14 protein-coding genes are annotated in these 14,421 nt (G+C 63.8%); 3 read left to right on the plus strand and 11 right to left on the minus strand.

The window, feature by feature from the left end; all coding sequences use genetic code 11:
• Positions 1 to 2: 2 nt before the first annotated feature.
• The 3 genes from ACMYR2_RS01790 to tsaB all read right to left on the minus strand — a co-directional run bounded on the left by ACMYR2_RS01790 (position 3) and on the right by tsaB (position 1,770).
• Positions 3 to 446: a Fur family transcriptional regulator gene (locus ACMYR2_RS01790; protein ID WP_347263918.1), complete on the minus strand. Its 444-nt coding sequence runs from the start codon at positions 444 to 446 to the stop codon at positions 3 to 5.
• Positions 447 to 592: 146 nt separating this feature from the next.
• Positions 593 to 1,075, minus strand: a complete 483-nt coding sequence (rimI, locus tag ACMYR2_RS01795) for a ribosomal protein S18-alanine N-acetyltransferase (RefSeq protein ID WP_416193586.1) — start codon at positions 1,073 to 1,075, stop codon at positions 593 to 595.
• On the minus strand, positions 1,072 to 1,770 hold the full coding sequence (gene tsaB / locus ACMYR2_RS01800; RefSeq protein ID WP_416193587.1) for a tRNA (adenosine(37)-N6)-threonylcarbamoyltransferase complex dimerization subunit type 1 TsaB: 699 nt from the start codon (positions 1,768 to 1,770) through the stop codon (positions 1,072 to 1,074). The genes rimI and tsaB overlap by 4 nt, the downstream gene beginning before the upstream one ends.
• Before the next feature lie 310 nt (positions 1,771 to 2,080).
• On the opposite strand from tsaB, the gene ACMYR2_RS01805 reads away from it, so the two are divergent.
• The gene (locus tag ACMYR2_RS01805) at positions 2,081 to 3,211 is read left to right on the plus strand and encodes a DUF2778 domain-containing protein (RefSeq protein ID WP_416193588.1); all 1,131 of its coding nucleotides are present in this window, start codon (positions 2,081 to 2,083) and stop codon (positions 3,209 to 3,211) included.
• 99 nt (positions 3,212 to 3,310) lie between these two features.
• Here ACMYR2_RS01805 and ACMYR2_RS01810 read toward each other — a convergent pair whose 3' ends face one another.
• The 4 genes from ACMYR2_RS01810 to murJ all read right to left on the minus strand — a co-directional run bounded on the left by ACMYR2_RS01810 (position 3,311) and on the right by murJ (position 7,316).
• Positions 3,311 to 3,883 (minus strand): NifU family protein, encoded by a 573-nt coding sequence (locus ACMYR2_RS01810; protein WP_347263922.1) that lies wholly within the window; start codon positions 3,881 to 3,883, stop codon positions 3,311 to 3,313.
• A gap of 126 nt (positions 3,884 to 4,009) precedes the next feature.
• Positions 4,010 to 4,504, minus strand: a complete 495-nt coding sequence (locus ACMYR2_RS01815; protein ID WP_347263923.1) for a universal stress protein — start codon at positions 4,502 to 4,504, stop codon at positions 4,010 to 4,012.
• A 110-nt stretch (positions 4,505 to 4,614) separates the two neighbouring features.
• Complete coding sequence (gene trpS, locus ACMYR2_RS01820) at positions 4,615 to 5,658, minus strand: tryptophan--tRNA ligase (RefSeq protein WP_347263924.1); 1,044 nt, start codon at positions 5,656 to 5,658, stop codon at positions 4,615 to 4,617.
• Between the two features lie 98 nt (positions 5,659 to 5,756).
• Entirely contained in the window at positions 5,757 to 7,316 is a 1,560-nt protein-coding gene (gene murJ / locus ACMYR2_RS01825) for a murein biosynthesis integral membrane protein MurJ (protein WP_416193589.1), read from the minus strand.
• 120 nt (positions 7,317 to 7,436) lie between these two features.
• Between murJ and ACMYR2_RS01830 the strand changes: the two genes are divergently transcribed.
• The gene (locus tag ACMYR2_RS01830) at positions 7,437 to 8,438 is read left to right on the plus strand and encodes an adenosine kinase (RefSeq protein ID WP_347263926.1); all 1,002 of its coding nucleotides are present in this window, start codon (positions 7,437 to 7,439) and stop codon (positions 8,436 to 8,438) included.
• A gap of 84 nt (positions 8,439 to 8,522) precedes the next feature.
• On the opposite strand, the gene ACMYR2_RS01835 is transcribed toward ACMYR2_RS01830, so the two are convergent.
• The 4 genes from ACMYR2_RS01835 to ACMYR2_RS01850 form a co-directional block, all read right to left on the minus strand.
• Positions 8,523 to 9,443 (minus strand): pirin family protein, encoded by a 921-nt coding sequence (locus tag ACMYR2_RS01835; protein ID WP_347263927.1) that lies wholly within the window; start codon positions 9,441 to 9,443, stop codon positions 8,523 to 8,525.
• Positions 9,444 to 9,776: 333 nt separating this feature from the next.
• A complete protein-coding gene (locus tag ACMYR2_RS01840; protein WP_416193590.1) occupies positions 9,777 to 10,310 on the minus strand; it encodes a hypothetical protein in 534 nt (177 codons plus the stop codon).
• Between the two features lie 347 nt (positions 10,311 to 10,657).
• Entirely contained in the window at positions 10,658 to 12,085 is a 1,428-nt protein-coding gene (gene tldD, locus ACMYR2_RS01845; protein ID WP_347263929.1) for a metalloprotease TldD, read from the minus strand.
• Positions 12,086 to 12,491: 406 nt separating this feature from the next.
• On the minus strand, positions 12,492 to 13,091 hold the full coding sequence (locus ACMYR2_RS01850) for an invasion associated locus B family protein (RefSeq protein WP_347263930.1): 600 nt from the start codon (positions 13,089 to 13,091) through the stop codon (positions 12,492 to 12,494).
• Between the two features lie 411 nt (positions 13,092 to 13,502).
• On the opposite strand from ACMYR2_RS01850, the gene coxB reads away from it, so the two are divergent.
• Positions 13,503 to 14,360, plus strand: a complete 858-nt coding sequence (gene coxB, locus ACMYR2_RS01855; protein WP_347264998.1) for a cytochrome c oxidase subunit II — start codon at positions 13,503 to 13,505, stop codon at positions 14,358 to 14,360.
• Positions 14,361 to 14,421 lie beyond the last annotated feature (61 nt).

Here is a 14,421-nt window from a genome sequence, read left to right on the forward strand (position 1 = left end):
ACTTATTCGTCATCCATCGGCACGCAATAGAGTTCGAGCCGATGATCGACCAGCCGGTAGCCGAGCTTGCGCGCGACTTCCGCTTGCAGCTTCTCGATCTCATCCGAGGTGAACTCGATCACCTGGCCGTCGCGCAGGTTGATCAGATGATCGTGGTGGCTGTCGCGCATGGTCTCGTAGCGGGCGCGGCCTTCGCGAAAATCATGCCGTTCGATGATGCCGGCATCCTCGAACAGCTTCACCGTGCGATAGACCGTCGAGATCGAGATCTTGTCATCCACCGCGGCGCAGCGCCGGTAGAGCTCCTCGACGTCGGGATGATCGGACGCCTCCGCCAGCACGCGCGCGATCACGCGGCGCTGTTCGGTCATGCGCATTCCGGCGGCCGCGCAACGCGCCTCGATCGTGGTGGGCTTCTGCACAGTCGTCGATTTGAGTGCCATCATCTCAAGTGTCCGGTTCCGATGGCGCATGATCCGCTCATATGTGCGTAAGATAATGCGCGCGAACGATATAAGGAGTGCGACCGGACGAAAAAACCGATGCACCGTTGCCGGTGGTTCTCCCGGCTCCTTTTGCCACTCCGCGAAGGTTACGACAAGTTGCGGCGCATCACCAATGCGTTCAGTTCCAGCCCGCCCGCCTCGCGGTAGTATCGCTCGCGGCGACCGACGACGGCGAAGCCCGCGCGATCGTAGAGACGCCGCGCCGGTTGATTATTTTCCTCCACCTCGAGAAATACCGTCCGTACGCTGCGCCCGGCGAGGTGGCCAAGGTGCGTGAGCAGCAGATTGCGCGAAAACCCCTGGCCACGATAACCGGCGTCGATGGCGATCGACAGGATCTCGGCTTCGTCCGCCGCAATGCGGGAGACGGCGAAACCGATCACGTTCGATCGCAGCCGCAGACGCTGAACCAGCGTGTTGCGCTCGGCGATCATGGTCTCGAACTCGCCTTCGCCCCAGCCGCGATGAAACGATGCGCCGTGAAGCGCGGCAAGGCGCGCCGCGTCGTTCGGGCTCGCGGGCTCGACAACGGGAACTGCGCGCTCCCTGCCGGGGAACCATGTCATCATGATGCGGCCAGCGCCCGTGGTTTTAGCAAGACATCGCCGGCTGGCCTGGCGTCGGGCGCGCGCAGGTAATACGGCCGCGGCGGCGCCGCATCCGGGCTGACGGCCGCGCCGAGCCATGCCACCCAGGCGATATCGGGCGCTGCCTGCTGATTTACCGCAACCGGCGGCGGGGCGTGGGCGGGCCAGCGGTCGGCGAGAAGCCTCGCGGCATTGCCGACCAGATGCGGCGCGCCGAAGCGCGATGCCGCGAGCGCCTCCGCGACCGGCGCGACACGCGGCTGGATCAGCGCGGCGCCGTCACCGCTCATGGCCTGAAAATAAACCTGATCATGACGGGCATCGATTGCGGAGATCACCGGCGCCTTCCGGTCTTCGCCGATCACCGGGGCCGCGAAGGCCGCCAGAGTGGTTACGCCCACCACCGGCTTGTTGGCGGCCAGCGCGATGCCGCGCGCGGCCGAAAGCCCCACGCGCAGGCCGGTGAAGCTGCCGGGACCGGCGGTTGCGGCGACGCGGTCCAGCGCCGTAAAGCCGATTCCCGCGGATTCGATGACCCGGGCGATCAGCGGCATCAGGGCTTCGGCGTGGCCGCGCTTCATCGGCAGCGTTTCCTGAGCGATCAGGCGGCCATCGTCGGTGTCCAATATGCCGGCGGCACAGGCATCGAGGGCGGTGTCGATCGCAAGGACGAGCATCGGGCCAGACTAGCACCCTTGCCCAGGGATTACCTGCGGTTTGGACGAAGGAACCCGGGTTTTGGACACCAGATTGCCGCGATCGGGCTGTTTATCCTATGGTCACTATCGGGGTCCTGCTCAATTTAATCCGCATTTAACTAAAAGTCGCCTTAATGGCGCTTAGCAAGTCTGCCACAGACTCGTGGGGAACTTTGGGGTTTAGCGAATCAGCCATGCGCGGTCTTGATCCGGACATGCCGGCGTCGTGCAGCATCTTGCTGCACCGCCCGCAAAGACCGGAAAGGCCGTGACTCTGGATGTGGGGCGAATGACGTACGCTACGGGCAGACGTTACTATGAGGCCGCGGCTCACTCCGCCGATCTGCCCCGCAAGGCGGTTCCTCAGAATATATTGGGTTTCGCCGCGCTCGCCTGCATCGGGCTGGCCTGCGCCTGGACGCTCTACACCCATGTTTCCGGTGAATCCGCGGAACTGGTCACGGCGTCGTTGCCACCAATCGTATCCGGCCGTTCAGCGGAGCCTGTGCGCCGCATCGCGGACGCGTATGAGGCTCTGGAGGAGATCCCCGGGGCTCGCGCCGCGCAGGCGACCGCCGGGGTCCGCGCGGCCAAGGCCGATGTGGCCAATTCCCGTGTAGCCAAGGTCCGTGTCCGGGATCCCGAAGCGAGGGCCCGCACCGCGTTGCTCTACGGTCCGCGCTTTCTGGGTCCCCGGCCCGGCAGCTTCGAGCCGGCGGCGGCCTCGCAGGCCGTTGCCCTCGCTTCCGCCGAGACCCCACCGGATATTCTGTCGCTTCCGCAGGCGCCGCAGATCGCCGCGATTGTTCCGATGCCGGCCCCGCGTCCCTCTGAACTGCGTCAGCTTCAGGCTGCCTCCGCCCCGTCCCGCAGCGAGATCGCGCAGGCCAGCGCCGCCGTCGCGCCGGAGCCGAACAAGCCGTCGATCTTCGAGAAACTGTTCGGTAAACCCGCGGCCGGTCTGCAACTGGCGTTCGCGGCGCCCGATGGCGGGGTGAGCAGCGACGGCGAGAGCCTGACGCTCGGCCGCATCCCCCAACATGAATCCACCGCCATCTATGACATTTCCGCTCGTACCGTATACCTGCCGGACGGCACCAGGCTCGAAGCGCATTCCGGGCTTGGCAAAATGATGGATGATCCGCGCTACGCCGACAGGAAGATGCGTGGCGTGACGCCGCCGCACATCTACGACCTGTCGTTGCGGGAACGTCCGTTCCACGGCGTGGAGGCGATCAGGCTGAAACCGATCGGCGGCGAGGACAAGATATACGGGCGCACCGGGTTGCTGGCACACACTTATATGCTCGGGCCGAGCGGCGCCTCCAACGGCTGCGTGTCGTTCAAGAACTACGACGCATTCCTGCGCGCCTACAAGAGCGGCAAGATCAAGCGGCTGGTGGTCGTCGCCAAGCTCTAGAGCGGCGGCCGGTCAAATGGAATCAGCGCCGCCGCCCCAGTTAATTGATTGAGCATCGGATTTATCCCGAAACCGGTTTCCACTTTCGGGTCCGATGCTCTAAACCGGCCGCACTTCAACGACCTCGGGCACGAAGTGTTTCAGCAGGTTCTGAATGCCGTTCCGCAACGTCACCGTCGATGACGGGCATCCGGAGCATGCGCCCTTCATGTTCACGTAGACGATCCCGTCCCTGAAGCCGCGGAAGGTGATGTCGCCACCGTCATCGGCGACCCCCGGCCGCACCCGCGTCTCGATCAGGTCCTTGATCAGGGTCACGGTCTCGGCATCGGCTTCATCGAAGAACTCGACGTCGCTGTCCGTGCCCGCTTCGCTGCTCCCCTCGCCGTCCGCCAAGAGCGGCGCACCCGCCATATAGTGTTCCATGATGACGCCGAGGATGGCTGGCTTGAGATGCTGCCAGTCGCTGCCCTCGTCTTTCGTCACCGTGATGAAATCCGAGCCGTAGAATACGCCGGCGACGCCGTGGACGGCGAACAGCTTCACGGCGAGCGGCGAGCGGGCGGTCGTGCTGGCGCTGGTGAACTCCATCGTGCCTTTGCCGAGCACGGTGCGGCCCGGAAGGAACTTCAAGGTGGCTGGATTGGGGGTGATTTCGGTCTGAATGAACATCGGTCTCTCCATCGTCGCCGGTTCAAGGCCGGCGCGTAGGTTCCCCTAGCAGATAGCCATGGCGAAAGCACGATCAAGAGCGCCGGGCAGTCTTCCACGCAACGTTCCGGCGTTCACGCCGATCATCTAGGATAGGGCGTCGATCGCATCGTCCGTCAGCGTGCCCGGCACGATCGTCACTGGAATCGGAAAGTTCCCGGCGGTCTTGGCCAGCGTCGTGATGATCGGCCCCGGACCTTCGGGGCCGCCGCTGGCGGCGAGCACCAGCATCGAGATATCCAGGTCGTTCTCGATGACATCCAGAATCTGTTCGAGCGGATCGCCCTCGCGAATGATTCGCTCAGGCGTGATCGCGGCGATTCCGTTGGCCCGGCCGGAGGCGCGGTCGAGCGCGGCATCCGCGCCTTCATAAGCCTCGGCCCGAATCACTTCGGCGACGCCGAGCCATTCCTGATTATGGTCTTCCGGCTCCACCACGCGCAACATCACGATGCCTCCGCCGACGCGGATGGCGCGGCGGCTCGCATAATAAACGGCGCGATCCCATTCGGCGCTGTCGTCGACCACGACCAGATATTTCGGCTTGTGGCCGCTCTCGTAGCTTCGGCGTTGTGCGCTCATGCATGTCCCGGTGCTGAACCAGCCGCCGCCATGCTGCCACGGCAAAGGCTGCCCCGACAAGCAGCTTGCGGGAGGGCGATCAACAGGAACCGAAGTGGTGAAAGGTGACGTCAGCGCTTGCGGATGAAGCCGACGATGTCCTTCACCGCGTCCATGGTCTGCGATGCGATCGCGCTGGCGCGTTCGGCGCCGTCGATCAGAATCCGGTCGACATGGGCCGGATCGTCGGTGAGCCGTTTCATCTCGTGTGCGATCGGCGACAGCTTCGCGACCGCGAGATCGACAAGGCTCGATTTGAAGTTTGAGAACTGCGCGCCGCCGAACTCGGCGAGCAGCGCGGACTTGGGCTTCCCCGACAGGGCCGCATAGATGCCGACCAGATTGTCGGCCTCGGGGCGGTTTTCCAGCCCCTTTTCCTCCGATGGCAGCGGTTCCGGATCGGTCTTGGCCTTGCGGATCTTCTGCGCAATCGTATCGGCGTTGTCGGTCAGATTGATGCGCGAATAATCGGACGGATCCGACTTCGACATTTTCTTGGTGCCGTCGCGCAGGCTCATCACGCGCGTCGCGGGTCCGGTGATCACGGGCTCCGGCAGCGGAAAGAACGTGTCGCCATGGCCGTTGCCGGCGATCGATTCCGAAAAGTCGTTGTTGAACTTCTGCGCGATGTCGCGGCTGAGTTCGAGGTGCTGTTTCTGATCCTCGCCGACCGGGACGTGGGTGGCGCGATAGACCAGGATATCCGACGCCATCAGCACCGGGTAATCGTAAAGTCCGACCGAGGCGTTCTCGCGATCCTTGCCGGCCTTTTCCTTGAACTGGGTCATGCGGTTGAGCCAGCCGAGCCGCGCCACGCAGTTGAGCACCCACGCCAGCTCGGCGTGTCCGGCCACCTGACTCTGGTTGAAGATGATGTGCCGCTTCGGATCGATGCCGCTTGCGATGAAGGCCGCCGTCACTTCGCGGGTGGCGCGGCGCAACTCGTCCGGCCCGCCCCAGACGGCGACGGGCACCGTGATGGCGTGAAGATCGACCACGCAAAAGAGACACTCGTGGTCGGCCTGCAACTTCACGAAATTAACGATGGCGCCGAGATAGTTGCCGAGATGCAGATTGCCGGTCGGCTGAACGCCTGAAAAAACCCGTGTCGTCATCGTCAAGTTCCTGTTTGCCCGCGCGTGATTGAACGACATGCTCGCGAAACGCGAACTCATTCTTTCGGTCGGGCGTGCCGTCCATTGCCACGCGCGGGTTAGGCGCGCAAGTCGCCGGATCGCGACCGCGCCAGCGCGGTCTGGATGTCGTTGCGATCGATGACCCGGAGGGTCAACAAAAGCAGGCCGTAGATCGCGGCGCCCGCGGCGATCAGGACCACGAGCGTGGCGGCCTGGAGCAATCCGTGCGCGCCGGACATCGGGGCCAGCAGCCGAACGGCGAGCCACAAAACTCCGCCCATCACCAGCGCCGCCAGCGTGATGCGCGGCAGGCGGCGGCGCGCTTCCGTATCGATGGAGAATCCAAAGCCGGCCGCCATGCTGCGGGCAAGGCTCGCCGCGCTGCTCCACGCGCCGAGCGCCATCGCTACGGCTACTCCGCAGACTCCGATCATCCATCCGAGCGCGACCGCGGACACGATTGCGACCGCGAGGCCCTTCAGTGTCGCAAGCAGCGGCGTCATTGTGTCGCCACGTGCGAAGAACGCCGGAGACAGCGCCTTGATCAGGATATGGGCGGGAAGGCCGAGGGCGAGGCAGCCGAGCGCCAGCGCCGTGGCGCGCGTGTCGGCCGCGGTAAACGCGCCGTGTTCGAACAGCACCCGCACGATGGGTTCGCTGAGGACGATCAGGCCGAGCGTCGCGGGCAAAGCGAGCGCCGCCGCCAGTTCTATTCCGCGTGATTCGGCATGGACCGCCGCCGTTCTGTCGTCCCTGTTGAGGGCGCGGGTCATTTCCGGCACCAGCACGGTGCCGATGGCGACGCCGACCATTCCCAGCGGCAGTTCGATCAGGCGGTTCGCGAAATAAAGCCACGACACCGCCGATGGCGACATCGAGGCGACGATCGCCCCGGCGACGATCATCAGCTGCGGCCCGGAATTCGCGATCATGCCGGGAACGGCCTTGCGGGCGAAATCCCGCATCCCGGGGCCGAACGATAGGCGCAAGGGACTTGCGAGATCGTCGCGGCGGGTCAGAAGCGCAAGCACCGCGAGTTGCAGCAATCCCGCGACGCCGACGGTTGCCGCCATCGCCAGCGCGGCAAACTGTGAGTCCCGTTGCAGCAACAGCAGCAGCACGGCGGCGAGAATCAGGGCGACGTTGAACAACAGCGGCGAGAAGGCGGCGATGGCGAAGCGATGCCGGGCGTTCAGCAGGCTCATGATGACCGTCGCGGGGCCTGCGAAAGCGAGATAGGGCAGCATCAGCCGGGCGTTGGTGACGGCGAGTTGCTGGCTCCCGCTACCGGCGAAACCCGGCGCGAGCATCCCCACCAGAAGCGGCATCGCCACGCCGGCGACGACGGCCACCGCGATCAGCGTCGCGCTGACGGTTGCGAGCACGGTGCCTGCGAAGGCGGATGCTGCGGCAAGGCCGCTGACCTCGCGCAGGCGCATCCACGCCGGCACCAGCGCCACGTTCAGGGCGCCCTCACTGAGCATCCGGCGGATCACGTTGATGAACTGAAACGCCATCAGGAAGGCGTCGGCGACCGGGCCCGCCCCGAGCAGCGCCGCGGTCAGCGCGTCGCGCCCGAATCCGAGCAGCCGCGAAGCCAGGGTGCCCGAGGAGACGGTGAGAACGGAGCGGATCATGGCGAGGCCGGCGTACCGAGCTTGATGGCTGGGAGGCGCCATGATAGGCGGCACCTTCACGGGCCGGGAGTCTGAGCGGATTCCTCGTCATACCGCAATTGCCGCGACGGGATATTCTTAATGGCTGCAGCGAAATACGACGTGCTTGCGATCGGCAATGCGATTTTCGACGTTCTGGTGCGAACCGATGAAGGCTTTCTCGCCGCCCACGGCATGACCAAGGGCGGAATGGCGTTGATCGATGAGGCGCGCGCGGCCTCGATCTATGCCGACATGGGGCCTGCGACCGAGATGTCGGGCGGTTCGGCTGCGAACACCATTGTCGGTCTCGCGGGGTTCGGGGCCCGCACCGCCTATGTCGGCAAGGTGAAGGACGATCAGATCGGTCGTCTCTATTCCCATGACATTCGTGCCGCGAAGGTGGCTTTCGATACGTCACCGGCATCCGAGGGTCCCGCCACCGGCTGTTCCTACATACTGGTGACGCCGGACGGCGAGCGCACCATGAATACCTATCTTGGCGCGGCCCAGGATCTGTCGCCGGCGGATATCGATCCGGACACCGTCGCCGCCGCGTCGATCCTTTATCTTGAGGGCTATCTATGGGATCCCAAGGCCGCCAAGGACGCGTTCCTCAAGGCCTCGCGGATCGCGCATGACGCCGGGCGGCAAGTCGCGCTGACCCTGTCGGATGCGTTCTGCGTCGATCGCTACCGCGACGAGTTTCTTGCATTGATGCGCGACGGCACCGTCGATCTGATCTTCGCCAACGAGTCTGAACTGCACTCGCTTTACCAGACGTCCGACTTCGATACGGCGCTCGCCCAGTTACGCAAGGACATCGCGCTCGGCGTCGTCACCCGCAGCGAGAAGGGATGCGTGGTCGCGACGGAAGCCGGCGTCGTCACGGTGCCGGCATGTTCGATCGACAATCTGGTCGACACCACGGGAGCTGGCGATCTGTTCGCGGCGGGATTTCTGTTCGGACTGGTGCGCGGCGCGAGCCAGGAAGACGCGGGGCGACTCGGCGCGCTCGCCGCCGCCGAGGTGATCCAGCACATCGGCGCGCGGCCGCAGGTGTCGCTCAGGGAACTGGCGCAAGCGAACGGGCTGCCGGTGTAGGGAAGCGAAGCTCTCAACGTTTGTTTGATGCGTTGTCTTGCGGCGAACCGGTCATCCACTTCGCCGGAGAATGCTCCGACGCGATCAGTTTTCCGGCAGCGGAATGAATTCGTGCTCGTTGGGCACAGGCGCGAAGCGGCCGGTTTTCCAGTCTTCCTTGGCCTGTTCGATACGCTCCTTGCTCGATGAGACGAAATTCCACCAGATATGTCGCGGCCCTTCGAGCGCATCGCCGCCGAGGAACATCATCCGCGCCGGCTGTGTCGCGCGCACCGTGATGCGGTCGCCGGGTCGGAAGACCAGCAACTGCGGCGCTTCGTGCCGGTCGCCCGCGATCTCGACCTCGCCGTCGACGAGATAGATCGCGCGCTCCTCGTGGTCCGCGTCAAGCGGCACGCTCATGCCGGCTTCGAGCGCGACCTCGACGTAGAACCACGGCGACACCATCTCGACCGGTGAGGTCGCGCCGAACGAACTGCCGGCGATGACGCGGGCGCGCAATCCCTTGTCCTGCACGGTGGGCAGACTGTCCGCGCCGTAATGCTGGAACGTCGGTGCGATTTCCTCCTTGCCTTTCGGCAGGGCGATCCAGCTTTGCAGGCCGAGCATGGTTTGCCCGACCGCGCGCTGCGCATCCGGCGTGCGCTCCGAATGCGCGATGCCGCTTCCCGCCGTCATCAGGTTCATGGCGCCGGGCTGGATTTCCTGGATGTGGCCCTCGCTGTCGCGGTGCATGATGCTGCCGTCGAACAGATAGGTGACGGTGGCCAGTCCGATATGCGGATGCGGCCGCACGTCCATCCCCTTGCCGGAGACGAACTGTATCGGGCCGAAATGGTCGAAGAAGATGAACGGGCCGACCATCTGCCGCCTGCCATGAGGCAGCGCGCGCCGCACGGCGAATCCGTCGCCGAGATCGCGGACGCGCGGCACGATGACAAGTTCGAGCGCGTCGCAGGATTTGGGGTCGCCGAGCGCGGGATCGTTGGAGGGAAGCCAGCTCATATTGCCTCCGTCAGGCCATGACGATTGAGTCCTGATTATCGTGCCTGGTGGTCGGACTGGCAACCGGCGCGCGGCGAAATGGACTTCAACCCGGCTTCACGAAGCTGTTGCTTGGAGCATGATCGATGATTTTGGATCGAATCGATCCAAAACCATAAACGGATCGATCCCAATATTCTGAGAAGCGGGATGCGGGCGGAAAACCGCACCACACTTTTCCTCATCCGGCTATAGAGCACGTTCGCTTCTGATTGAATCAGAAGCGAGGCTCTAGATTGTTGTTTTAACGCATTTTCTTGCGGCGAACCGGCATCCACTTCGCCGGAAAATGCTCTAATCGAACAGGCCGAACGGATCCCATCCGGCGTTGCGGGCATAGCGCGGGCGCTCGACTTCGGGCGCGATTCTTGCGGGGCGGGCGTGAGCGAGTTGCTTGCGCGTCGCGGTCTTCGCGGTGGGTTTGGACTGTTCGGGGATCGCTTCCTTCGGCATTTCCGCGCGCGCTTCGTAGACATGATTCGCCGGCAGATAACGAAGCTGGCGTTCCCACTGTAAACGATCCGGGGTGGGTGCCAGCGCGGCGATGTTCGGATAGACGACAGGACTGGAATCCTGCTTCGTTCGCTCGAAGCGCTGTTCCGAGTAGCGCCGGTTCTCCATCCAGCCAAGCGTCTGCGTCTCTCCGGCGGATCGCTCAACAGGGCTCACAAATCTGGATTCTGTGGGAGAAGGTTTCGCGGCGACGACCGGTGCGAAGTCATAATCGACCTTGGCCTCGCGCTCGCCCGGCCACATCAGGTCCACCGCAAAAAGCAGGCCCAACAGGCAGCAACCCATCACCACAAAATAACGGAGGACCGGCATCATACTCACCAACGCCTACTACTCGGAAAACTCAACGCGACCCGTAAGATTAGGTTCCTGATGCCGGGTTCAGGTTCAAGCGAATGTCGGAAACATGGTTCACGCGCTTGGAGCATGTTCGAGCGAAGCGGACACCGGTTCGCATGAAGAAAACGCGACAATCGAATCGGTCCAAAACCATGAACGTGATCGATTCCAGTACTTTGAGCCGCGGGATGCGGGCGAAAAACCGCAACGCACTTTACCTCATCCCGCGCTGGCCTTTGGACATATGGCCGCACATTTGGCCGCACATTGCCACGAGGATGTGAACGGGAGTCGTCCGTCGCGGTCGCGGCGGCGTCCGGCCTTTATCCGCCGGTTCCTCCGACCGTTATCCGCTCCATTCGCAACGTGGGCTGACCAACGCCGACGGGAACGCCTTGACCGTTCTTGCCGCAGGTGCCGACGCCGTCGTCCAGCGCGACGTCGTTGCCGATCATGGTGATGCGGTGCAGGTCGGTCGGTCCGTTGCCGATCAGCATCGCGCCTTTCAGCGGCGCGCCGACCTTGCCGTTTTCGATCCGGTAGGCCTCGGTGCACTGGAACACATACTTGCCCGAGGTGATGTCGACCTGTCCTCCGCCGAAATTGACGGCGTAGATGCCGTTCTTCACCGAGGCGAGGATTTCCGCCGGATCACGATCGCCCGCCGGCATGTAGGTATTGGTCATCCGCGGCATCGGAACATGAGCGTAGTCCTGACGGCGGCCATTGCCGGTCGGCTTCATGCCCATCAGCCGCGCGTTCTGTCGATCCTGCATATAGCCGACCAGGATGCCGTCCTCGATCAGCACGGTACGGCTGGTTGGCGTACCCTCGTCATCGATGGAAAGCGAGCCGCGCCGCGCGGATATGGTGCCGTCGTCGACCACGGTGACGCCCCTGGCCGCGACCTGCTGCCCCATAAGTCCCGCGAAAGCCGAGGTCTTCTTGCGGTTGAAATCGCCCTCGAGGCCGTGTCCCACCGCTTCATGCAGCATCACGCCGGGCCAGCCCGGGCCGAGCACCACGTCCATCTCGCCGGCCGGCGCGGGGATTGATTCGAGGTTGATCAGGGCCTGGCGGATCGCGCCGTCCGCGACTTCGCGCCACGCTTTGCTCTCCACGAAACGGGCATATCCTTCGCGGCCGCCATAACCCTTGCTGCCGGTTTCCTGGCGATCGCCCTGTCCGGCGACGACGGAAATGTTCACCCGAACCAGGGGGCGGACATCGCGATAGGTTTCGCCGTCCGGCCGCATGATTTCCACGACCTGCCAGGTCGCGCCGAGGCTGACGGATACCTGACGCACCCGAGGATCCTTGTCGCGCACATAGGCGTCGATTTCCGCGAGCAGCTTGACCTTGGTTTCGAACCCCAGTCCGTCGAGCGGATTGTCGTCGCCATAAAGCCGCACGTTGGTATGGCCGGGCGCGACCGCGAAAGCGCCCTGATAGCCGCCGCGCACGGCGCCGACGGCATCGGCGGCGCGGATCAGGGCGGGCAGCGACACGTCGGACGAATGGGCGTAGCCGACGGCGTCGTCCTTGACCGCGCGAAGGCCGAAGCCTTGCGAGGTGTCATAGGTCGCCTGCTTGAGCCGCCCATTGTCGAACATCAGCGCTTCGCTCTGGCTGTATTCCAGAAACAGTTCGCCGTCGTCCGCGCCTCTGAGGCCCCGCGCGATTTCGTTGCGGACGCAATCGCGGTCGAGATTCGCGCGGTCGAGCAGGGAGGCGGTGATGGGGCTGGTCATGCGAACTCCGGGAGCAGCGGGCCCGTTCCGTGCGGTTCAGGCGGACAGAGGTTGAAGAGCGGACAGACGTTCAAGATAGGTATGATTGCCACCAAACGGGAGGCTTGTCTGTCAAACTTCGTCCAAGGCGCCACCCGCCAGCATTTTCGGGCCATGGCGTTTTCCAGAGCGCTTTCGAGCGAAGTGGACACCGGTTCGCGTGAAGATGCGGGAAGATGCGATTCTCGCCGTATGCTGTATAACGGCTTGCGCGTATTCATCGCGAGACCACCATCCACTTTCGCGGATTTGCGGGACTGCACGCTAGAGCATCGGACCCGAAAGTGGGAACCGGTTTCGGGATAAATCCGATGCTCAATCAATTAACTGGAGCGGCGGTGCTGATTCCATTTGACCGGCCGCCGCTCTAAGGCAGCTTGTCGTAACCTTCGCCGAGCCCGTTCAGGCTGAGCGGAAAGCCGATGCCTTCTTCGGGCGTTTCAAAGATGATGAACGTTGCCGTCTTCGCGCCGCGCAACTGTCCAAGCAGCTTGTCATCCAGAACCACCTCGGCGACGCAGCCATTGGGAAGGCAGCGCACGAAACCGGCGCGGCCGACGTCGGCATTGTCGAGCTTCAGACCGAGCCCGGAGGGCAGCAACACGCCCAGCGGCGCCACCACGCGCATCAGCCGGCTTTTCTGATCGGCGGTCTTGAGCACGATCACCGTGAGCCCGGCATTGGAGCGATCTTCCGCCACCACGCTCTGGATCAAGGCGCATTGTTCGGCCTTTGCTCCTGGAGGGGTATCGCAGCGGATCTGCCAATCGCCATGAACCGATTTGACGGCTCCCTGGGCGCTGGCCGCGCTGGCGAAACCGGCGACCAGAAGTGCCGCGGCCCAGCTCGCCAGAATCCGGCTCGCCAGAACACGGAGCGGCAGCTGCCGAGCCGTGCTGCACCAAGACGCATATCCGATATGCTGCTTAGAAGGCTCCATCCGGGTCGATCCTCTGCTTTCGACCATGCCTTGCCCGCCTGACGGTCAGTGACGGCGCCTTGAGACGGTCCCGGCCCGGACAGCCCGAACCATGGCCGAATCTGCGAAGCGGCCCAAGTCTGTGCCTACATCGGACAATCCGCCTGTCAAGCGGCGTGCTGCCGTGAGATGCCATGTTGCGCCCCGCTTCGCCGGCCGGATGCGTTGATCCGCCGGCGCGGCTCGCGCCGCAGTTCGAAGCATCGCTCAACTCGCTGTCCCTGGTCCCTTGCGAGCCGCGACAAATTATGGTTTGAGAGAGGCGGCTTTGGACGCATTCTAGCCAAACAGCGCGCAGGCTGTTCGCGGACGCGTCACATGAGCGGCAGGGCCCGTCGTCGGCGGGAACTGCTTTAGGGGGTTGTTTAGGGTGAATTTATGACAAGGAGCGCGAGCGGCATGAAGATGTCGATGGGCCAATATGGCCGCCGGTTTGGCCGCCGGTTTCTGGGATTGGCGTTTGGAGGAGCGGCGGTTGCCGCTGGTGGAACGGCTTTTGCGGCGGGTGAGTTGGGCCAGCCGCATGCGTGGGGTTTTGATCTTCAGCAGGGCGTGACCCCTGTGATGGAGAGCGTGACCAGCATGCATAACGGGCTTCTGGTCGTGATCACGCTGATCACGCTGTTTGTGACGGCCCTTCTGGTTATTGCGATGGTGCGGTTCAACGCACGCTCCAATCCGGTTCCCTCGAAGACGACGCACAACACGCTGATCGAGGTTGCGTGGACGATCATCCCGGTTCTGATCCTGGTCGGCATTGCGGTTCCCTCGTTCCGTCTTTTGTTTGAGCAGCTTGACCTTCCGAAGGCTGACCTGACGGTGAAGGCGACCGGCAAGCAGTGGTACTGGACCTACACCTATCCGGACAACGGCAAGTTCGAGTTTGACTCGCTGCTGGCGCAGGACAAGAAGCCGCGTCTGCTTGCGGTGGACAACGAACTGGTTGTTCCGGTGAACAAGGTGGTCCGGGTTCAGGTGATCGGGGCTGATGTCATTCATTCTTTTGGAGTTCCGTCGTTCGGCATGAAGGTGGACGCGATTCCGGGTCGTCTCAACGAGACCTGGTTCAAGGCCACGAAGACGGGCATTTTCTACGGCCAGTGCTCTGAGCTGTGCGGCCGGGACCATGCCTTCATGCCGATTGCGGTTCGCGTGGTAAGCGAGCAGGAATTTGCGGCGTGGGTTGAGACCGCGAAGAAGAAGTTTGCCTCGAACCCGGCGAACGCGGTGGCGTCGGCTGCCGGCGTGGTGCAGTAGGCGTCGCGACGGGCGATTTCGACGAGGGGCGACGCCTGCGAAGGGGTCGCCCGCCGGGGTT

It is taken from the genome of Nitrobacter sp. TKz-YC01 (assembly GCF_047824785.1).
Classification (GTDB): Bacteria; Pseudomonadota; Alphaproteobacteria; order Rhizobiales; family Xanthobacteraceae; genus Nitrobacter.

Coding starts and splice junctions, on each gene's coding strand:
- ACMYR2_RS01835 (WP_347263927.1), bottom strand. CDS start 9,443: ATGAGCTGGCTTCCCTCCAACGATCCCGCGCTCGGCGACCCCAAATCC.
- ACMYR2_RS01805 (WP_416193588.1), top strand. CDS start 2,081: ATGACGTACGCTACGGGCAGACGTTACTATGAGGCCGCGGCTCACTCC.
- ACMYR2_RS01815 (WP_347263923.1), bottom strand. CDS start 4,504: ATGAGCGCACAACGCCGAAGCTACGAGAGCGGCCACAAGCCGAAATAT.
- ACMYR2_RS01830 (WP_347263926.1), top strand. CDS start 7,437: ATGGCTGCAGCGAAATACGACGTGCTTGCGATCGGCAATGCGATTTTC.
- tldD (WP_347263929.1), bottom strand. CDS start 12,085: ATGACCAGCCCCATCACCGCCTCCCTGCTCGACCGCGCGAATCTCGAC.
- ACMYR2_RS01840 (WP_416193590.1), bottom strand. CDS start 10,310: ATGATGCCGGTCCTCCGTTATTTTGTGGTGATGGGTTGCTGCCTGTTG.
- ACMYR2_RS01790 (WP_347263918.1), bottom strand. CDS start 446: ATGATGGCACTCAAATCGACGACTGTGCAGAAGCCCACCACGATCGAG.
- ACMYR2_RS01810 (WP_347263922.1), bottom strand. CDS start 3,883: ATGTTCATTCAGACCGAAATCACCCCCAATCCAGCCACCTTGAAGTTC.
- murJ (WP_416193589.1), bottom strand. CDS start 7,316: ATGATCCGCTCCGTTCTCACCGTCTCCTCGGGCACCCTGGCTTCGCGG.
- tsaB (WP_416193587.1), bottom strand. CDS start 1,770: ATGCTCGTCCTTGCGATCGACACCGCCCTCGATGCCTGTGCCGCCGGC.
- trpS (WP_347263924.1), bottom strand. CDS start 5,658: ATGACGACACGGGTTTTTTCAGGCGTTCAGCCGACCGGCAATCTGCAT.
- ACMYR2_RS01850 (WP_347263930.1), bottom strand. CDS start 13,091: ATGGTCGAAAGCAGAGGATCGACCCGGATGGAGCCTTCTAAGCAGCAT.
- coxB (WP_347264998.1), top strand. CDS start 13,503: ATGAAGATGTCGATGGGCCAATATGGCCGCCGGTTTGGCCGCCGGTTT.
- rimI (WP_416193586.1), bottom strand. CDS start 1,075: ATGATGACATGGTTCCCCGGCAGGGAGCGCGCAGTTCCCGTTGTCGAG.